Raw genomic sequence first — 19,051 nt, 5'->3', positions numbered from 1 at the left:
ATTATCCGGCAGCCCGGCGTCAAGAAATTCGCATGGGATGTAAAAGGGAGGTTTTCAGTGAATCGTCGCAAGTTCGTCCGCGCGGCTGGCACCGGCGCGGCTGTGGCAGCCGCCAGCACGGTCGCGGCGCCAGCCATCGCCCAGTCCATGCCGGAGATCAAATGGCGCCTGGCATCGAGCTTCCCCAAGTCGCTCGACACGATCTTCGGCGCCGGCGAGACCATGGCAAAGGTCCTGGCTGAGGCTACCGACAACAAGTTCCAGATCCGGGTGTTCGCTGCCGGCGAGATCGTGCCCGGCCTGCAGGTCGCCGACGCCGTGCAGAACGGCACGGTCGAGTGCGGACACACGGCGGCCTACTACTATGTCGGCAAGGATCCGACCTTCGCCTTCGACACGGCGGTGCCGTTCGGGCTCAACGCGCGCCAGCAGGACGCCTGGATGCTTCACGGCGGCGGACGCGAGCTGATGAACGAGTTCTTCAAGGAGTACAGCATCCACGCCGTGCCCTGCGGCAACACCGGGGCCCAGATGGGTGGCTGGTTCCGCAAGGAGATCAAGACCGTCGAGGACCTCAAGGGCGTCAAGATGCGCATCGGCGGTTTCGCTGGCCAGGTCATGACCAAGCTGGGCGTGGTGCCGCAGCAGATCGCCGGCGGCGACATCTACCCGGCTCTGGAGAAGGGCACCATCGACGCCGCCGAATGGGTCGGTCCCTATGACGACCAGAAGCTCGGCTTCAACAAGGTGGCGCCGTACTACTACTACCCCGGTTGGTGGGAAGGCGGCCCGCAGCTGTCGGCGTTCGTCAACATCAACAAGTGGAACGAGCTGCCGAAGTTCTATCAGGCGGCGTTCGAGAATGCCTGCGCCAAGGCCCACACCTGGTCGGTGGCCAAGTACGACGCTCAGAATCCCAAGGCCTTGCGCGAGCTGGTTGCCTCCGGCACCAAGCTGATGCCATTCCCGGCGGCGGTGATGGAGGCCTCGTTCAATGCCGCCAACGAGCTCTATGCCGAAACGATGGCGAAGAACCCGAAGTTCAAGAAGGTCTACGACCAGTGGAAGGCCTTCCGCGGCGAGCAGGTGCTGTGGTTCCGCGTGGTCGAGAACACCTTCGACAATTTCATGGCCCGGGCGTCGGCGCAGAACAAGCTCTGACATCCGGTCACAACAAGGCTACAAGCCCCGCTTCGGCGGGGCTTGTCATGTCTGGCCGGCATCAATCCCAGGAGAAAGCGAAATGGACAGACGCAAATTTCTGAGCACCACGGCGGTTGGCGCCGTCGCGGCCGGCGCATTGGCGGCGCCGGCGATCGCGCAGGGGTTGCCGGAGCTGAAGTGGCGGATGTCCTCGAGCTTTCCCAAGAGCCTCGACACCCTGTTCGGTGGTGCCGAGAGCTTCGCCAAGCGCGTCGCGCAGCTGACCGACAACAAGTTCCAGATCCGCGTCTTTGCGCCGGGCGAGATCGTGCCGGCGCTGCAGAATCTCGATGCCGTGCAGAACAGCACCATCGAGATGGCGCACACGGCATCCTACTATTTCGTGGGCAAGGACCCGACCTTCGCGTTCGATACCGGCGTGCCGTTCGGCCTGACGGCGCGCCAGCAGAACGCGTGGATGAACCATGGTGGCGGCCTGCAGCTCATGCGTGAGTTCATGGCGTCGTACAACGTCGTGCCGATTCCCGCCGGCAACACCGGCACGCAGATGGGCGGCTGGTTCCGCAAGGAGATCAAGACGCTCGACGACGTGAAGGGCTTCAAGTTCCGCATTGCCGGCATGGGCGGGCAGATCTGGGCCAAGCTGGGCGCGATTCCGCAGCAGATCGCCGGCGGCGACATCTTCGCGGCGCTCGAGCGCGGCACGATCGATGCCGCCGAATGGGTCGGCCCCTATGACGACGAGAAGCTCGGCTTCGTGAAGGTGGCGCCGTACTACTACTACCCGGGCTTCTGGGAGGGCGGCGCCCAGCTCTCGATCATGGTCGGCAAGACGCTGTGGGAAGGCCTGCCGCCCTTCTATCAGCACGTGCTGGAAACGGCGGGCGCCGAGGTCAACCTCGACACCACCGCGCGCTACGACGCCGTGAACCCGCAGGCGCTGCGTCGCCTGGTGGCTGCCGGTGCGCAGCTGCGGCCGTTGTCGCGCGAGATCATGGCGGCGGCGTGGAAGGCCACGCATGAGATCTACGACGAGATCGCAGCCAAGAACGAGAAGTTCAAGAAGGTCTACGATCCCTGGCGCGCGTTTCGCGACGAGCAGTTCCTGTGGTTCCGCGTCGCCGAGCTGACCTACGAGAACTTCGCGTTCGCGGCGTCGCAGACCGTCAAGTAACGACCTTCTCTGGACATCCAACGGCCCGCCGGCTTCGGCGGGCCGTTCTTTTTGCGGTGGGGGAGAATCCGTTTTTCCGCCGTGTACCGCTATGCGAGAATGGCGGTGTCAAAACCGGCCGGATGCAACCGCGCCGGACAAGGGGGCGAGCGGCCCGTAGGAGGAGATGTCCAAATGAACCGTCGCAAATTCGTCAAACGTGCCGGTGCGGGCGCGGTCGGCGTTGCCGGTACCGCGCTCGCGGCGCCGGCGATCGCGCAATCGATGCCCGAGGTGAAGTGGCGCCTGACGTCGAGCTTTCCCAAGAGCCTCGATACGCTTTTCGGCGGCGCCGAGCATTTCGCCAAGGCCGTGGCGGACATGTCGGACAACAAGTTCCAGATCCGCACCTTTGCATCTGGCGAGATCGTCCCGGGCCTGCAGGTGGTCGACGCCGTGCAGAACGCCACGGTCGAGTGCGGCCAGACGGCGGCCTACTACTACTTCGGCAAGGATCCGACCTTTGTCTTCGAGACCGGCCTGCCGTTCAGCATCAACCAGCGCCAGTACTACGCCTGGCTGTACCATGGCGGCGGACATGCGCTGCTGCAGGACTTCTACAAGACCTACAACCTCATCAGCTTCACCTTCGGCGGCACGGGCTGCCAGATGGGCGGCTGGTTCCGCAAGGAGATCAACACGGTCGAGGATCTGAAGGGGCTGAAGTTCCGGGTCGGCGGCTTCGCGGGCCAGATCCTCACCAAGCTGGGCGTGGTGCCGCAGCAGATCGCTGGCGGCGACATCTATCCCGCCTTGGAGAAGGGCACGATCGACGCCTGCGAATGGGTCGGGCCGTACGACGACGAGAAGCTCGGCTTCAACAAGGTGGCGAAGTACTACTACTACCCCGGCTGGTGGGAGGGCGCCTCGGTCGGCTCGCTGTACGTCAACATCAAGGCCTGGGAAGCGCTGCCGGCGGCCTACAAGCGCATGGTCGAGACCGCGGCGGATGCGGTCACGGCCTGGATGGTGCCGAAGTACGATGCCGGCAACCCGGCGGCGCTGAAGCGGCTGGCGGCGAGCGGCACGTCGCTGAAGGCGTTTCCGCGGCCGGTGATGGAAGCGTGCTTCGACGCGACCTTTGCGACCTACGACGAGATCTCCGAGAAGAACCCGACCTTCAAGAAGGTCTACGAGCACCTCAAGGCGTTCCGCGCCGACCAGAATCTGTGGTTCCGGGTGGCGGAGAACACGTTCGACAATTTCAACTTCACGATGGCCGCGAAGGGGCGCTGACATCCCTTGCGACCAAGCGAGCGAGGCCCCGCCATCGGCGGGGCCTCGTTCGTCATGCCGCTGGTGACGCAATCAAGGCTCAGTTCTTGGCGGGCGGAATGACGATCGGTGGCGGACTGTCTTCCTCCTGAGGCGACTGGATCTCGATCTTGACCTTGTTGGGATCGATACCGGATGGCTTGTCAAGGAACGCCGTGACCGTCGACGGGAACGCGATGACGAGCACCACCATGATCAGCTGCAACAGGACCCAGGGAATGGATCCCCAGTAGATGTCGGAGCTCTTGACCTCTTTCGGCGCGACGCTGCGCAGATAGAACAGCGCGAAGCCGAAAGGCGGATGCATGAACGACGTCTGCACGTTGACGCACAGCATCACGCCGAACCAGATCAGCGCTGCGTCGGGGCCGACGACCGGGGTCAGCAGCTTCTGCGCCACCGGCGACAGCATCGGCACGATGATGAAGGCGATCTCGAAGAAGTCGAGGAAGAAGGCCAGGAAGAACACGAACAGGTTGACGACGATCAGGAAGCCCCAGACACCCCCGGGAAGCGATGACATCAGGTGTTCCACCCAGATGCCGCCATCCACGCCCTGGAAGGTGATCGAGAAGCAAGTCGCGCCGACCAGGATGAAGGCGACCATTGCGGTGATCCGCATCGTCGCCTGGAAGGCCTGGATGATGAGCGTTCGCAGCTCCACGGTTGTCCAGGCCCGCCAGCATAGCCAGATGATGGCTGCGAACATGACGGTGAAGGCGATCTTGAACGGGATCGACTTGAAAGCCACCATGCCGATGGCGCTGCCGACCAGGGCCGCAGCGATCCCGGCGCCGAAGGTCCACTTGTCGAAGCGGGTCAGCGGGGCGTTGCGCACAACCGCAAGCACGATCGAGCCGATCGTGCCCATGGCGCCTGCTTCCGTGGGCGTCGCGAGCCCAAGCATGATGGTGCCCAGCACGAGAAAGATCAGCACCGCTGCCGGTATGATGCCCCACATGCTTTTGACCACCAGCGGCCAGCCGGTCAGCGTGCGCGGGATGGGCGGCACCCGCGAGGGGTGCACGACGCTGAGGTAGAAGGTATATGCCGCGAACAGGGCGATCTGCAGCAGCGACGGTCCCCAGGCGCCCAGGTACATGTCGCCGACCGAACGTCCGAGCTGGTCGGCGAGCACGACCAGGACCAGCGACGGCGGCACGAGCTGCGTGATGGTGCCGGAGGCAGCCAACACGCCCGTGGCATAGCGCATGTCGTATTTGTAGCGCAGCATGACCGGCAGCGTGATCAGCGCCATGGCAATCACCTGCGCGGCCACGGTGCCGGTGATGGCGCCCAGGATGAAGCCGACGATGATGACCGAATAGCCGAGGCCACCACGCACCGGCCCGAACAGCTGGCCCATCGACTCGAGCATGTCCTCGGCCAGGCCGCACTTCTCGAGGATCGCCCCCATGAAAGTGAAGAAGGGGATCGCCAGGAGGAGCTCGTTGGACAGAATGCTGCCGAACACGCGGCCAGGGATGGCCTGCAGGAAGTTCAGGTCGAAATAGCCGAGGTTGATCGAGATGAACCCGAAGAACAGCCCGACCGCAGCGAGCGAGAAGCTCACCGGGTAGCCGAACAACATGAAAACCACGAGGCCGCCGAACATCAGCGGCGGCATCAGCTCCAGGAGGGTCATTGCACTGGCCTCTCGTATTTCGTTTCCAGTGCGACCTTCAGGCCCTCGAGCGCGGCGACCCGCTTGATCAGCTCGGACAATCCCTGCAACGCCAGGAGCGCGAAGCCGACAGGCATGACAAGCTTGATCGGCCAGCGCAGCAAGCCACCGGCATTGCTCGAATGCTCGTCAACCGCGTAGGCCTGCAGGAAGAACGGCCAGGAGAGCCAGCCGAGCAGGACACAGGCGGGCATCAGGAAAAGGATGATGCCGATGATGTCGACCCAGATCTGCTGACGCTCGCTCAACATCATGTAGACGATGTCGACCCGCACGTGCTCATTCTTCTTCAGGGTGTACGAGGCGCCGAACATGACGATGACGGCGAACATGTACCATTGGATCTCGAGCCAGGCGTTGGAGCTGGTATCATAGGCATACCGCACCATCGCATTGCCGGCGCTCACGACGCAGGCCAGCAGGACGAGCCAGTCACAAATCCTGCCGAGACGCTCGTTGAGCCCGTCAACGAACGCGCTGAAACCAAGCAGCAATCTCACGTAGAGTCCTCCCGGATGCCGCCCATTGTGCCAGGCAGCTTTTCCCTCGCATAAAACTCATGTGTGATTTAGCAGAACTTAGCCTCGCCGCCACCCGATTCTCCCTCGCCAGCGACCCGTGCGTCACCCCGTGGCCATCTTTCGTCAGCCTTTTGTCAGCGGACCAGAGCGCCAGCCGAAAATTTGAGCAGTCGCGCATGCGTGCATGGGCGTTGCCGCATGGCTCCGTCAGCGCCGGCTGAGGTGCTGGCGCAGGAAGGCAAACAGACGCTGCCGCGCAATCGCGTTCTCGCGCACCGAGAAAAAGTGGCTCGCGCCCGAGACGATCAGCAGATCGGCTTCCTTGCCGGCTTCGCGCAACATTTCGGTCATGCGCAGGCTCTGGTCGAGCGGGACGTTCTCATCGGCGTCGCCATGCAGCAGCAGCACGGGTACGTCGATATCGCCTACGTGATGGATGGGAGAACGCAGCTGCAAGCCCTCGGCGTCCGCCAGGTCGTCCAGGTAGGGTTGCATATGGGGATTGGCGGTGTACCAGTGCTCCAGGTCGGTCGGCGGGAACAGCGCGGCCACGCAGCGGATCGGCGGGTGCCGTGCCGCGGTGAGCAATGCGATCTGCCCGCCCATGGAGGAGCCGATCAGGCCGATGCGGCTGGGGTCCACCGACGGCAGCCGCCGCAGCCAGTCGATCGCCGCCACAACGTCGTCGGGTTGCCGCAGGCCCTGGTCGCTGTCGCCGTCGGACCCGAGCCAGCCCCGCAGGGCCAGCACCAGCACCTTGTAGCCCGAGGCTGCCGCGAGCTCGGCCAGGTGCCGCTCCGTCCAGGCGTCGCGCCCGAAGCCGTGCAGCAGGACGAGCGCCGGATGGGGCGGTTGCCCCGCTTCCGGCTTGAACAGATAGCCGCCCAGGGTCATGCCGTCGGCGCCCGGCAGGCGGACCAGCTCGGTCCCGGCGATCTCCGGCAGGTCCGGCCAGCGATGCACGATGTCGAAACGCAGCCCGTCCGGGGTTCGCACGCCACAGGCATAGTAGCCCGGCGCGAAATAGGCTTGCTCCTGTGGCGGGCTGAGCGCTTCGGCGCCCAGGGCGAGGAGCTGCGCATGGATCGCGTCCACCTGCGTGCGGCTGTCGGCATGGAGCGCGATAGTGATGCCACCCGTCGGCGGGCGCCCGTCGATCGCCTGGCGCAGCATCAGGTGGTCGTAGCGGCGCATGAACAAGGCGCCGTCCGCATCGCTGCCGATGCGGCGGAAGCCCAGCAGCGGCAGCCAGCGGCGGTGGAACGCCACGGATGCCGCCAGGTCGGGAACCACCACAGCCAGGCCGGCATAGCCCGAACAGGCATGTCGTGCTGGCTGTGGCGGGGCTTCAGCCATGTGCTAGGCCTTCCCCCTCCGGGGGAAGGCACAGGATACATCGTGCCAGCGATGTGGCATCGGTGATCGAGCCGCCGCTCCCTAGGCCGCGGCCGACGGCGCCTGGGCGAGGTTGCGCAGCACGTACTGCAGCACGCCGCCGTTCTTGAAGTACGCGATCTCTTCGGCCGTATCGATGCGGCAGGTCACCGTCACGGTGCGCGTGCTGCCGTCGCGGTAGTGGATGGTCAGCGGCAGGTCCATGCGCGGCTTCAGGCCGCCGTCGATGCCGCTGACGTCGAAGGTTTCGTAACCGGTCAGGTTGAGATCCTTGCGCGTCATGCCGTCCTTGAACTGCAGCGGCAGCACGCCCATGCCGACCAGGTTGGAGCGGTGGATGCGCTCGAACGTCTCGGACACCACGGCCTTCACGCCCAGCAGGTTCACGCCCTTGGCTGCCCAGTCGCGCGAGCTGCCGGTGCCGTATTCCTTGCCGGCGATGATGATCTGCGGCGTGTCCTCCTGCTTGTAGCGCATGGCCACGTCGAAGATCGGTTGCACCTCGTCGGTCTGGTAGTGGTGCGTGAAGCCACCCTCGACGCCGTGCACCATCTCGTTCTTCAGGCGGATGTTGGCGAAGGTGCCACGCATCATCACCTCGTGGTTGCCACGCCGCGTGCCGTACTGGTTGAAATCCTCGGGCTTGACGCCGTGCTCCATGAGGTACTTGCCGGCGGGGCTGTCCTTCTTGATCGATCCGGCCGGCGAGATGTGGTCGGTGGTGATGGAGTCGGCAAACATGCCGATCGGGCGGGCGCCGGCGATGTTGGCGATCGGCTGCGGCGTCTTGCCCATGCCGTCGAAGTAGGGGGGATTGCGCACGTAGGTCGACGTGTCGTCCCAATTGTAGGTCAGGCTCGTCGGCACCTTGATGCTGCGCCAGAACTTGTCGCCCGTGAAGACGTCGGCGTAGCGGGTCTTGAACGCCTTGGCGGTGACGTTTTCCTCGACGGCGCGCGCGATCTCCTTGTTCGAAGGCCACAGATCCTTGAGGTAGACGGGCTTGCCGCCCTTGCCGACGCCGATCGGGTCCTTGGTGATGTCGATCTTCATCGAGCCGGCGAGCGCATAGACCACCACCAGCATCGGCGAGGCCAGATAGTTGGCCCGGGTCTGGGGATTGACGCGGCCCTCGAAGTTGCGGTTGCCCGACAGGACGGACCCGACGACGAGATCGCCGTCCGTAATCGCCTTGGACACCGGCTCCGGCAGCGGGCCCGAGTTGCCGATGCAGGTGGTGCAGCCGTAGCCGACCAGATTGAACCCGATCTTGTTCAGATCCTTCTGCAGGCCGGCGCTCTCGAGGTAGTCGGTGACGACCTGCGATCCCGGCGCCAGCGATGTCTTCACCCAGGGCTTCACCTTCAAGCCATGCTTGACTGCGTTGCGGGCGATCAGGCCGGCGCCCAGCATCACGTACGGGTTGGACGTGTTGGTGCACGAGGTGATGGCGGCGATCACGACGTCGCCGTGGCCGACATCGTAGTCGGTGCCTTCGGCCTTGACCCGCTTGCCGTCATCGCGGCGGCCGAACTCCTTGTCCATGTTGGCGACGAACTGCGCGGCGGCCTCGTCGAGCGGCACCCGGTCCTGCGGCCGCTTGGGGCCGGCGAGGCTGGGCTGCACGTCGCCCAGGTCGAGCGCCAGGGTGTCGGTGAACACCGGGTCGGGCGACTTGCTGGTGCGGAACAGTCCCTGCTTCCTCGCGTAGGCCTCAACCAGCTCGTTCGCCTTGCCGCGACCGGTCACCTTCAGGTAGCGCAGCGTTTCCTCGTCGATCGGGAAGTAGCCGCAGGTCGCGCCATATTCCGGCGCCATGTTGGCGATGGTGGCGCGGTCGGCCAGCGGCATTTCGTTCAGGCCCGGGCCGTAGAACTCGACGAACTTGTTGACCACGCCCTTCTTGCGCAGCATCTGGGTCACGGTCAGCACCAGGTCGGTGGCCGTGGCGCCTTCACGCAGCTTGCCGGTGAGCTTGAAGCCGATCACGTCGGGGATCACCATCGGCAGCGGCTGGCCCAGCATTGCCGCCTCGGCCTCGATGCCGCCGACGCCCCAGCCCAGCACCGCCAGGCCGTTGACCATGGTGGTGTGGCTGTCGGTGCCGACCAGCGTGTCGGGGTAGGCGGTCAGCTCCTTGCCGTCCTTCTTCACGAACACGACGTGCGAGAGGTACTCGAGGTTGACCTGGTGGCAGATGCCGGTCCCCGGCGGCACGACGCGGAAATTGTCGAACGCCTGCTGGCCCCAGCGCAGGAAGCGGTAGCGCTCGCCGTTGCGCTCATACTCCAGCTTCACGTTCTCGCCGAAGGCGCGGCTGTTGCCGAAATTGTCGACGATGACCGAATGGTCGATGACCAGGTCGACCGGCACCAGCGGGTTGATCTTCTTGGGGTCGCCGCCCAGCTTGGCCATCGCGTCGCGCATCGCTGCCAGGTCGACCACGGCCGGGACGCCGGTGAAGTCCTGCATCAGCACGCGAGCGGGCCTGAAGTTGATCTCGTGGCTGGACTTGCCTTCCTTCAGCCAGCTGGCGAAGGCCGCAATGTCCGCCTTGGTGACGCTGCTGCCGTCCTCGTTGCGGACCAGGTTCTCCAGCAGCACCTTCAGCGAGTAGGGTAGCCGGCTGAGGTCGCCGACCTCCTTCTCCACCGCCTTCAAGCTGAAATATGTGTATTCCTTGTTGCCGACCTTGAGGGTTTTTCGGGCTTTGAAGCTGTTGGGATGCGCGGCCATTGTCCGTCTCTCCTGGGGTGCATCGTCGGGGGCAGCGGAATGTTAGCGTGAAAATAGGCCGCCCCTCCGGGAGGGGCAATCCGTCAAATCAGTTCGTTGTTTCACGCGCGCTTGTGACGCGCTAGAGCAGGCCTGACCGGATACGATCGGCGTGTGCTCGCGTTGTATGCTGGATGGGCAGGTTCGTGCGGCCCGATGGGTCCATCGCCGCTGGTCTGCCCTCCGGGTCGAGATATGGAGAACCAGGGCATGCGCGGTTTCCTCCTCGGGCTTGGTGTGGCGACGATGGTCGCGGCGCTGGCCGCGGCGCTGGCCGCGCCGCTGGCCGCGCAGACCGGCGTGCCGATGGACCGTGACTGGGACCCGATGGCGCGGGATTTCAATCGGCAGGAGGGCGGCGCTGACGGCCCGCCCAACCCGCTGCCGCATGGCCTGGTCGGCGCCATCAATTCCGTGGCCGCCGTGGATCGCGAGCTGGAGCGCAGGGAGCTGTCCGCCAAGGAGCGCGGCAGCCTCCTGATGCACCGCGCCATGCTCAATCTGACCTCCGGCAACCAGGCCCAGGCCGATCGTGACATCGAGCGGGCGCTGCGGACCGACCCGACATTGAAGTACGACCTGCTGGCGAGCCGGGCCCGCGACATGGCGGCGTCCGGCCGGACCCAGCCCGCCATCGACCTCGTCGACCGTGCCCTGCAGGACCAGCCGGGCTATGCGCCGTTGATCACGACCCGGGGCCAGGCGCGGATGATGCAGGGCGACTACGCGCTGGCCCTGGCCGACTTCAACCTGAACGCCGATACCAGCGACGTGGTGCGCCGGCTGCGGGCGCAGGCCTATTACACCAACGGTAACTACAAGGAAGCGGTCGGCGACCTGGATTATCTGTTGCAGACAGGCTCGTCGGTGTCGCGGCCGATCCATCTGGTGCTGTGGCGCTACGCCAACAATGTGAAGCTGCGCCGCGATGCGCGCGGGTTGCTGACGTCGGATCTGCGCAGCTACGGCGAGCCTGAGGCCTGGCCGGCGCCGATCGCCCGTTTCCTGGCCGGGCGCCTCACCGTCGGGGAGCTGGAGATCGCTGCCGAAACGGACAAGGACGCGCGGCAGTCCGACGGGCGCTGCCTGGCGTCCTACTTCATGGCCATGGACACAGTGCGGCAGGGTAATCAGGCCCGCGCCCGGGAGCTGCTGCGCCTGACCCAGGCGCGTTGCGGCATTACCCATTTCGCCAACTGGGCGGCGGCCGCCGAGCTCAAGCGCTTGCGTTGATCGCCAGCCTCGCCTCGCTCGGGATGGCAGCGCGGATGTCTGAATGCGCTCACATGCCTTCGCTGCCCAGCGGGCCGATGAAGCGGGCGATTTCCGTGATCACCCGGTCGGGCTGCTGCAGGTGCGGGCTGTGGCCGCAATCGGGGATCAGGCGCGTCTCGCAGTAGCCGGACACCTTGCCGGCGATGATGCCGAGCTGCAGCTCGCTGCCATACTCATCGTCTTCGCCCTGAATCGCCTGCACCGGGATCTCGACGCCCGGCAGCCGTCCGGCGGCATCCATCGGCTCGAAGCCCGGCGCCAGCCAGGCGTCGCTCCACAGCCGGAACGCACCATCGACATTGCTGCCGTGGTAGCGCGCCAGGCGGGCGCGCAGATCGCCGGTCTCGAACGCCGCCTTGGCCGTGACGATGCTGGCGACACAGACCGGCTCGTTGATCGCGTGGGCCGCCAGCGTCACCACGCCGTGCAGCGGCGCCGGGTTGGTCGCGGCGTAATTCAGCGCGATCGTGCCGCCATCGCTGTGGCCCACGAGGATGCAATCCGTGATCCCGACCGCGGCGAGCAGGCGGGGCAGGACATCATCGGCTTCGATCTCCATGTAGCGCAGGCCGGGGGCGGCCGGCCATGGTGAGGATTGGCCATAGCCGGTGCGGTCATACGCCAGTCCGCGGGAGCCGGTGTGGGTGCACAGCCGCGCCGGGAAATCCCGCCACATCTCCACGCAGCCCAGGCCCTCATGCAGGAAGACGAATGTCGGGCGCGACGAGCTGCCGTCCCGGCTGATCCAACGGGCGCGGATCCGTCGGTCCGGCAGATCGACATGGAAATCGGCCATGCTCTCCTACTTCGAGGCGAGCACCATCACCATCTGGCGGCCTTCCAGCTTGGGAAACTGCTCGATCTTCGACAGGTCGGCCGTGTCGTCGCGCACGCGTTCAAGCACCTTCATGCCCAGATCCTGGTGCGCCATCTCGCGGCCACGGAAGCGCAACGTGACTTTCACCTTGTCGCCTTCCCCGAGAAAGGTCCGCATCTGACGCATCTTCACATCGTAGTCGTGGTCGTCAATGCCGGGGCGCAGCTTGATTTCCTTGACCTCGATGACTTTCTGCTTCTTGCGGGCCTCGTTGGCCTTCTTCTGCATCTCGTACTTGAACTTGCCGAAATCCCCGATCTTGCACACCGGCGGATCGGCATTGGGCGAGATCTCGATCAGGTCCAAGCCGGCTTCCATCGCCATTTCGATGGCTTCCCGGGTGTCGAGCACCCCTATCATGTCGCCAGTCTCGCTGATCAGCCGGACATTGTAGGCCCGGATCTCGCGATTCACGCGCGGACCCTCGCGGGTGGGCGCGGATTGCTGCATCGGTCTGGCTATCGTCGTCTCCTGTGTTGATGCCCCCGCGGCAGGGCCGCGGGTGGCGGGACGCGGGCAGGGCCGACCGGACCCCACCCGACTTTATGCTGCGGCGCACCGTCTAACGTGGCGGACGCGCTTCCTCCAACAATCTATGGACAGCCTCGTCCAGCGCAAGGGTTTCCTGCTTTTCCGAGCCCAGGCGGCGGATCGCGACCGTGCGATTCTCGACGTCCCGCTTGCCCACGGCGATCAGCGCCGGCGTCTTGGCCAGCGAGTGCTCGCGGACCTTGTAGTTGATCTTCTCGTTGCGCCGGTCCGTCTCGACCCGCAGCCCTGCGGCCGCAAGGGCTGATGCGACCTCGCCGGCATAGGCATCGGCATCGTTCACGATCGTGCATACCACCGCTTGCGTCGGCGACATCCAGAGCGGGAACCGTCCCACATAATGCTCGATCAGGATGCCGATGAAGCGTTCGAACGAGCCGAAGATTGCGCGGTGCAGCATCACCGGTGTCCGGCGCGAGCTGTCCTCGGCCACGTAGTTCGCGCCGAGCAGGCCGGGCACCTGGAAGTCGACCTGCAGCGTGCCGCACTGCCAGTCCCGGCCGATGGCGTCACGCAGCACGAACTCCAGCTTGGGTCCGTAGAACGCACCTTCGCCGGGATTGATCTGGTACTGCAGGCCGGCAGCCAGCGACGCTTCCTTCAAGGCGTTCTCGGCTTGGTCCCATACGTCGTCGCTGCCGACGCGGACCGGCGGCCGGTCGGAGAACTTCACGAAGAAGTCAGGGAAGCCCATGTCGCCGTAGACGCGGCGCAGCAGCTCGCAGAACCGGATCGTCTCGTCCTTGATCTGGTCCTCGGTGCAGAAGATGTGCGCGTCGTCCTGCGTGAAGTTGCGCACCCGCATGATGCCGTGCAGGGCGCCGGACGGCTCGAAGCGGTGGCACGAGCCGAACTCGGCCAGCCGCAACGGCAGGTCGCGGTAGCTCTTGAGGCCCTGGTTGAAGATCTGCACGTGGCAGGGGCAGTTCATGGGTTTCAGCGCGAAGATACGCTGGGCCTGGTTGTCCATGAACGCGCGCAGGCCTTCCTCGTTCTCCGAGAGATACATGTTCTCGCGAAACTTGGCCCAGTGGCCGGACGCCTCCCACAGGCGTCGGTCGACGAGCTGGGGCGTCTTGACCTCGAGATAGCCTGCCTCGTCCAGGCGCCGTCGCAGGTAGTCCTCGAGGACACGCCACAGCGTCCAGCCCTTGGGGTGCCAGAACACCATGCCGGCGGCCTCTTCCTGCTGATGGAACAGGCCCATCTCCTTGCCGATCTTGCGATGGTCGCGCCGCTCAGCCTCCTCGAGCTGCGTCAGGTAGGCGTCGAGCTGCTTGCGGTCGAAAAAGGCCGTGCCGTAGACGCGCTGGAGCTGCGCATTCCTGGCATCGCCGCGCCAATAGGCCCCCGACACCCGCATCAGCTTGAAGGCCTTGCCCAGCTTGCCTGTCGACGGCAGGTGGGGGCCCTTGCACATGTCCAGCCACGTGCCCTGGCGGTACACCGTGATCTCTTCACCGGCGGGCAGCTCGTCGGACCATTCGGCCTTGAACGTCTCGCCGTGCTCCAGGAAGTGCTTCTTGAGCCTGGCCCGGTCCCAGACCTCGCGCTCGATCGGCAGGTCGCGGTCGACGATCTCCGCCATCCGCTTCTCGATCTTCTCGAAATCCTCGGGCGTGAACGGCTCGGCACGCGCGAAATCGTAGTAGAAGCCGCTTTCCGTTGCCGGACCGAACGTGATCTGCGTGCCCGGATAGAGCTCCTGCACGGCCTGCGCCAGCACGTGGGCCGCGTCGTGGCGCAGCAGCTCGAGCGCATCGGGATCCTTGGCCGTGACGATGGCAACCCTGGCGTCCTTGTCGATCGGACGCGCCAGATCACGCATCTCGCCATCCACCTTGATCGCCAGGGCAGCCTTGGCCAGGCCGGCGCCGATGCCGGCGGCAAGCTCGGCACCCGTCACGGGACGCTCGAAAGACCGGACGCTGCCGTCCGGCAGGGAAATATTGATCATGGGTACAGGCTCGAATTCGGAGAACAACCGCGCCGGCCGAACAGGTCCGGGCGCCGCAGCATCCATCGTCCGTGGCTGCTGCAGGGACACCTGGGGCCGGGGGGCCATCCCGCGCAGGAGAAAGCGCCCGGCCGCCTCAAGTTCGGTCGTGAGAAGTTCGAATACCCGCTTGGCGGGCATCATGCGGCGCAGGGCGCTGAATCATGCCGAACAGGTACTTTCAGGGTCGTGCTCTGTCAAGGCGTAGCAGTCGGCGTGCAAGCATCGGCCCATTTGGCCGGGGTGGACACGGTCCGGTCCAGCCTTCGCCCGGCGCATCACCGCGTGCGAGATCGTCGAACCATACGCGGCATGGATGCAGGGAAGCGATCGCACATGTCGAGGCATCGTCATATCAGATATCTAAAAATTAGATCGATAATCCGGAGATATATGTATTTTCGCTCCTGCTTCCTCTGCGACATAGTTGAACAAGCCGGCGTGCGAAGCGGCAATGAACGAAACGTTCGGAGGAGGATGCTCATGACGAGGCTGACTCGGTCCCATTTATTCCGAGCGGGAATGCTCGCGGCTTTCGGCGGCGCGCTTCTCTTCGGTGGCGCCACATCGGCCAGCGCCCAGGAGGCGTTCGAGCCGCAATGCTTCAAGCCGATGCCGGGCACGACGAAGACGCTGTCGTATCCGGCGAAGCCAGGGCCGTATCGCCTGGCGCTGGTCAACGGCTTCGTCGGCAACAGCTGGCGCATCCAGATGATCCAGAGCCTCAAGGCATGGGCGGCGCGACCGGAAAATGCCAAGAACTTCAAAGAGTTGAAGATCATCAGCACGGGCACCGACGTGGCCACGCAGATCGCCGCGATCGATAACCTCGTCGCTGCCGGCTACGACGGCATCATCTTCATCGCGGTCAACCCGACGTCCTTCGGCCCGACGATCGCGCGTGCCCGGCGTGCCGGCACGCTGCTGGTGTCGTTCGACAACGTCGTCGACAGCACCGACATCATGCTGGTCAACGAGCCGCAGATCGACTTCGAGCAGGTCAAGTCCCAGTTCGTTTTCGACAACCTCAAGACCAAGACCGGCAAGGTCCTGGAAATCCGCGGCCTGCCCGGCAACTCGGTCGATCGCGACCGCTCCATCGGCTTCCATAACGTCTTCGGCAAGAAGCCGGGGATCGAGATCGTGAGCGTCGTCGGCAACTGGGACGACGGCACGGTGCAGCGGGTGGTGTCCGATGCCATCGCGACGCACGGGCAGTTCATCGGCTTCGTCACACAGCATGGCACGACCGGCCTGATGAACGCGCTGCTCGACGCCAAGCATCCGAAGGTGCCCGTGGGCGGCGCCGGCGAGAACGGCTCGCTGCGCATCATCAACCAGAACGACTGGACCAGCATCGCCCGCGTGCAATCGCCGGCGCTGTCGGTGGTCGCGATGAAGGGGCTCATCGGGCTGCTGCAGGGCAAGAAGCTGCCGCAGCATGTCGGGCTGCCGGTGCCGACCCTCTACTCGAAGGACCTCAAGGACGGCGCCAACTATTCCTCGAAGCTGCCCGATAATTTCCAGGCCGGCGCCGACTTCAAGGAATGCGACGTCGTGCTGCCGATAGAAGAGCTGCTGAAGCAGACGCCTGACAACAACTAGCGTCCGGTCTCCTCGTCATGAGGAGCCGCGCGGCGGCCGTTCCGGAGCATGGGCTGCAGCCGCCTCGGGCTGCACGCCCTTCGGGCACGGTTCTGCAGGCTGCTCCTCAAGGATGGGGCGAGTTGGTTACCAAGGTTTGCGCCTGTGAGCATGAGTTCCGACGCATTGCATGCGCGCGCCAGCGCCGGATCGCGGGAGGGGGTGGACGCATCGACGCCGCTCCTCGCCTTGTCCGGCGTGTCGAAGCGATTCGGCGGCGTGCTCGCGCTCGACGCGGTCGACTTCGCGGCGTCGACGCATTCGATCCATGCCATCCTCGGCGAGAATGGCGCCGGCAAGAGCACCCTGATCAAGGTGATCGGCGGCGCCATACGCCCAGACACCGGGCATCTCGCGCTGGGCGGCCAGGAGACGGCATTCCAGACGCCGCGCGATGCGATCCGCCACGGCATCGCCTGCGTGTTCCAGGAGCTGTCGCTGATCCCGGACCTGTCGGTCGCCGACAACATCTGCATCACCGACGCGCCGCGCCGGCTCGGCCTCATTGACGTGCGGGCCCAGATCCGCCGCACGGAAGCGCTGCTGGCATCGATCGGCTGCGAGGACATCAATCCGCGCCTGCACGTGAAGGATCTGCCGCTGTCGCGCCGCCAGCTGATCGAGATCGCCAAGGCGCTGGGACGCGACCCGCGCATCCTGGTGCTCGATGAGGCGACCTCGGCGCTGACCGCCGCCGATGCCCAGCGGGTCTACAAGATCGTGCGCGACCTGCGTCGACGCGGCCTTTCCATTCTCTACATCTCGCATCGTATGCACGAGATCGAGGATCTCGCCGATACCTGCACCGTCTTCCGCAGCGGCTGCCGCATCGCGAGCTTCCGCAGCGGCGAGCATGGCCACGATGCGATCGTGCAGATGATGATCGGCCGCGAGATCACCCAGGTCTATCCCGCCAAGCCGGCGCCGGTGGCGGATCGTCCGACGGTGCTGGCGGTCGACAAGCTGTCATGGACCGACCGGCTGTCGGACATCACCCTGTCGGTCGGTCGCGGCGAGATCGTGGGCCTGGGCGGCCTCGACGGCCAGGGTCAGCGCGAGCTGCTGCTGGGCCTGTTCGGCGTGTTGCGCGAGATGACCGGCGGCGTGACGCTCGACGGCCGGCCGATCGCCATCAACGGCCCGGCGGCGGCGTGCGCGGCCGGGCTGCAGATGGCCCTGGTGCCGGAGGACCGCAAGACCGAAGGCCTGGTGATGGCCATGTCGGTGCGGGAGAACATGACCCTGGCGGCGCTCGGCCGTGTCTCGCGCGGCCTGCTGATCAATCACGCCACCGAAACCAAGCTGGTGTCCGAGGCGGCGCAGGCGCTGCGGATCAAGACGGAGACACTCGACAGTCCGGTCGGCAGCCTGTCGGGCGGCAACCAGCAGAAGGTCGTGCTGGCGAAGTGGCTGATGACCGAGCCACGCGTCATCCTGCTGATGGACCCGACCCGCGGCATCGATGTCGGCGCCAAGGAGGAGCTGTATCGCATCGTGCGCCGCCTCGCGGATGCCGGCGCCGGCATCCTGTTCTACAGCACCGACTACGACGAGCTGATCGGGATGTCCGATCGTATCGCGATCCTCTACCAGGGCCGTGTCGTGCGTGTCCTGACCGGCGAGGCGATGACCGAAGCCAACATCGTGGCCGCATCGCTCAGCCTGCAGACCGACGCCGTGCACTGAAAGAGCCCCGCGGTGAGCGAGAACACCCTGAACCCCACCACGGCGCCGGGCTTGGAGCGGACGACAGCGCAAAGCCGTCACGCCGGCATCTGGCTGCGGCACAACGCCGGCCAGCTGGGCGCGCTCGGCCTGTTCATCGTCCTGTTCCTGGTCTTCAACCTGCTGCACCCGCGCGGCTTCCAGCCGCTTGTCTTCCAGACCGCCGCCAACGAGGGCGCGGCGCTCGCCTTCGTCGCCATGGCCCAGACGGTGCCGGTGCTGACGGGCGGGCTGGATCTATCGGTGGGCGCCATCCTGGCGCTGACCAATTGCCTGGCGTCCAATGTCGTGAACGGATCGCCCGTGCAGGTGGCGCTGGGCGTCCTGCTGGTCCTGGCGACAGGCGCCGCCTGCGGCGCGCTGAACGGCCTCATCGTCGTGTACGGCCGGCTGCAGCCGATCATCGCCACGCTGGCGACCGGCGCGGCTTTCACCGGCGTGGCCTATCTGCTGCGGCCCGTGCCCGGCGGCGAGATCGATGCCGATCTCGGCGACATCATGACCGGCACCATCCTGGGCGTCCCGGTCGTGCTCCTGCTGCTGCTCGCCGCTTCCGGCATCTGGCTCGCCTTCAAGCGCTCGATGTTCGGGCGTGGCTGTTATGCCGCCGGCTCGTCCGAGAACGCCGCCTACATGTCGGGCCTGAACGTCGAGCGCGCCAAGATCGCGGCCTACGCGCTGAGCGGCTTCTTCGCGTCGATCGGCGGCCTGTTCCTCGCGTTCCAGACCCTGAGCGGCGATGCGCATATCAGCGGCGACTACACGCTGCGCTCCATCGCGGCCGTCGTGATCGGCGGCACATCGCTGCTGGGCGGCACCGGCGGCGCCATCGGATCGATCTTCGGCGCCTATGCGCTGCGGACGATCACGGGCGTGCTCTTCTTCACCGGCGTCTCGCCCCTGACGCAGCCGCTCTACGAAGGCCTGGTGCTCCTGGCCGCCATCAGCATCGGCGCTG

13 protein-coding genes and 1 pseudogene are annotated in these 19,051 nt (G+C 65.6%); 7 read left to right on the top strand and 7 right to left on the bottom strand.

All coding sequences use genetic code 11. The features are described 5' to 3' along the window. Positions 1-57: 57 nt before the first annotated feature. The 3 genes from FHP25_RS19045 (at position 58) to FHP25_RS19035 (ending at position 3,613) form a co-directional block, all read left to right on the top strand. Positions 58-1,161, top strand: coding sequence for a TRAP transporter substrate-binding protein (locus FHP25_RS19045; RefSeq protein WP_147848530.1), 1,104 nt, complete (start codon positions 58-60; stop codon positions 1,159-1,161). 82 nt (positions 1,162-1,243) lie between these two features. Then, positions 1,244-2,338 (top strand): TRAP transporter substrate-binding protein, encoded by a 1,095-nt coding sequence (locus tag FHP25_RS19040; RefSeq protein WP_147848529.1) that lies wholly within the window; start codon positions 1,244-1,246, stop codon positions 2,336-2,338. Positions 2,339-2,512: 174 nt separating this feature from the next. Beyond that, positions 2,513-3,613 (top strand): TRAP transporter substrate-binding protein, encoded by a 1,101-nt coding sequence (locus FHP25_RS19035; protein WP_147848528.1) that lies wholly within the window; start codon positions 2,513-2,515, stop codon positions 3,611-3,613. A gap of 79 nt (positions 3,614-3,692) precedes the next feature. Here FHP25_RS19035 and FHP25_RS19030 read toward each other — a convergent pair whose 3' ends face one another. The 4 genes from FHP25_RS19030 to acnA form a co-directional block, all read right to left on the bottom strand. Next, positions 3,693-5,297: a TRAP transporter large permease gene (locus tag FHP25_RS19030; RefSeq protein WP_147848527.1), complete on the bottom strand. Its 1,605-nt coding sequence runs from the start codon at positions 5,295-5,297 to the stop codon at positions 3,693-3,695. Next, entirely contained in the window at positions 5,294-5,836 is a 543-nt protein-coding gene (locus FHP25_RS19025; RefSeq protein ID WP_147848526.1) for a TRAP transporter small permease subunit, read from the bottom strand. The genes FHP25_RS19030 and FHP25_RS19025 overlap by 4 nt, the downstream gene beginning before the upstream one ends. A gap of 228 nt (positions 5,837-6,064) precedes the next feature. After that, positions 6,065-7,213: an alpha/beta fold hydrolase gene (locus FHP25_RS19020; RefSeq protein WP_147848525.1), complete on the bottom strand. Its 1,149-nt coding sequence runs from the start codon at positions 7,211-7,213 to the stop codon at positions 6,065-6,067. Between the two features lie 81 nt (positions 7,214-7,294). Next, complete coding sequence (acnA, locus tag FHP25_RS19015; protein ID WP_147848524.1) at positions 7,295-9,988, bottom strand: aconitate hydratase AcnA; 2,694 nt, start codon at positions 9,986-9,988, stop codon at positions 7,295-7,297. A 249-nt stretch (positions 9,989-10,237) separates the two neighbouring features. Between acnA and FHP25_RS19010 the strand changes: the two genes are divergently transcribed. Next, on the top strand, positions 10,238-11,260 hold the full coding sequence (locus FHP25_RS19010; RefSeq protein WP_147848523.1) for a tetratricopeptide repeat protein: 1,023 nt from the start codon (positions 10,238-10,240) through the stop codon (positions 11,258-11,260). Positions 11,261-11,309: 49 nt separating this feature from the next. Here FHP25_RS19010 and FHP25_RS19005 read toward each other — a convergent pair whose 3' ends face one another. From FHP25_RS19005 to thrS, 3 genes are all read right to left on the bottom strand, one after another. Beyond that, positions 11,310-12,098, bottom strand: coding sequence for an alpha/beta fold hydrolase (locus tag FHP25_RS19005; RefSeq protein WP_147848522.1), 789 nt, complete (start codon positions 12,096-12,098; stop codon positions 11,310-11,312). A 6-nt stretch (positions 12,099-12,104) separates the two neighbouring features. Further along, entirely contained in the window at positions 12,105-12,629 is a 525-nt protein-coding gene (infC, locus tag FHP25_RS19000) for a translation initiation factor IF-3 (RefSeq protein WP_147848521.1), read from the bottom strand. Between the two features lie 112 nt (positions 12,630-12,741). Next, positions 12,742-14,685, bottom strand: coding sequence for a threonine--tRNA ligase (gene thrS / locus FHP25_RS18995; protein ID WP_147848520.1), 1,944 nt, complete (start codon positions 14,683-14,685; stop codon positions 12,742-12,744). A 522-nt stretch (positions 14,686-15,207) separates the two neighbouring features. On the opposite strand from thrS, the gene FHP25_RS18990 reads away from it, so the two are divergent. The 3 genes and pseudogenes from FHP25_RS18990 to FHP25_RS42640 all read left to right on the top strand — a co-directional run. Beyond that, positions 15,208-16,329 (top strand): substrate-binding domain-containing protein, encoded by a 1,122-nt coding sequence (locus FHP25_RS18990; protein ID WP_218578447.1) that lies wholly within the window; start codon positions 15,208-15,210, stop codon positions 16,327-16,329. Between the two features lie 201 nt (positions 16,330-16,530). After that, positions 16,531-18,054 (top strand): sugar ABC transporter ATP-binding protein, encoded by a 1,524-nt coding sequence (locus FHP25_RS18985; protein ID WP_178133632.1) that lies wholly within the window; start codon positions 16,531-16,533, stop codon positions 18,052-18,054. 12 nt (positions 18,055-18,066) lie between these two features. Then, positions 18,067-19,020, top strand: a pseudogene (locus tag FHP25_RS42640) (ABC transporter permease); the annotation flags it as partial. Positions 19,021-19,051: the final 31 nt, after the last annotated feature.

The sequence above is a fragment of the Vineibacter terrae genome, assembly GCF_008039615.1.
Classification (GTDB): Bacteria; Pseudomonadota; Alphaproteobacteria; order Reyranellales; family Reyranellaceae; genus Vineibacter; species Vineibacter terrae.
This window is presented reverse-complemented; position numbering and strand designations above follow the sequence as displayed.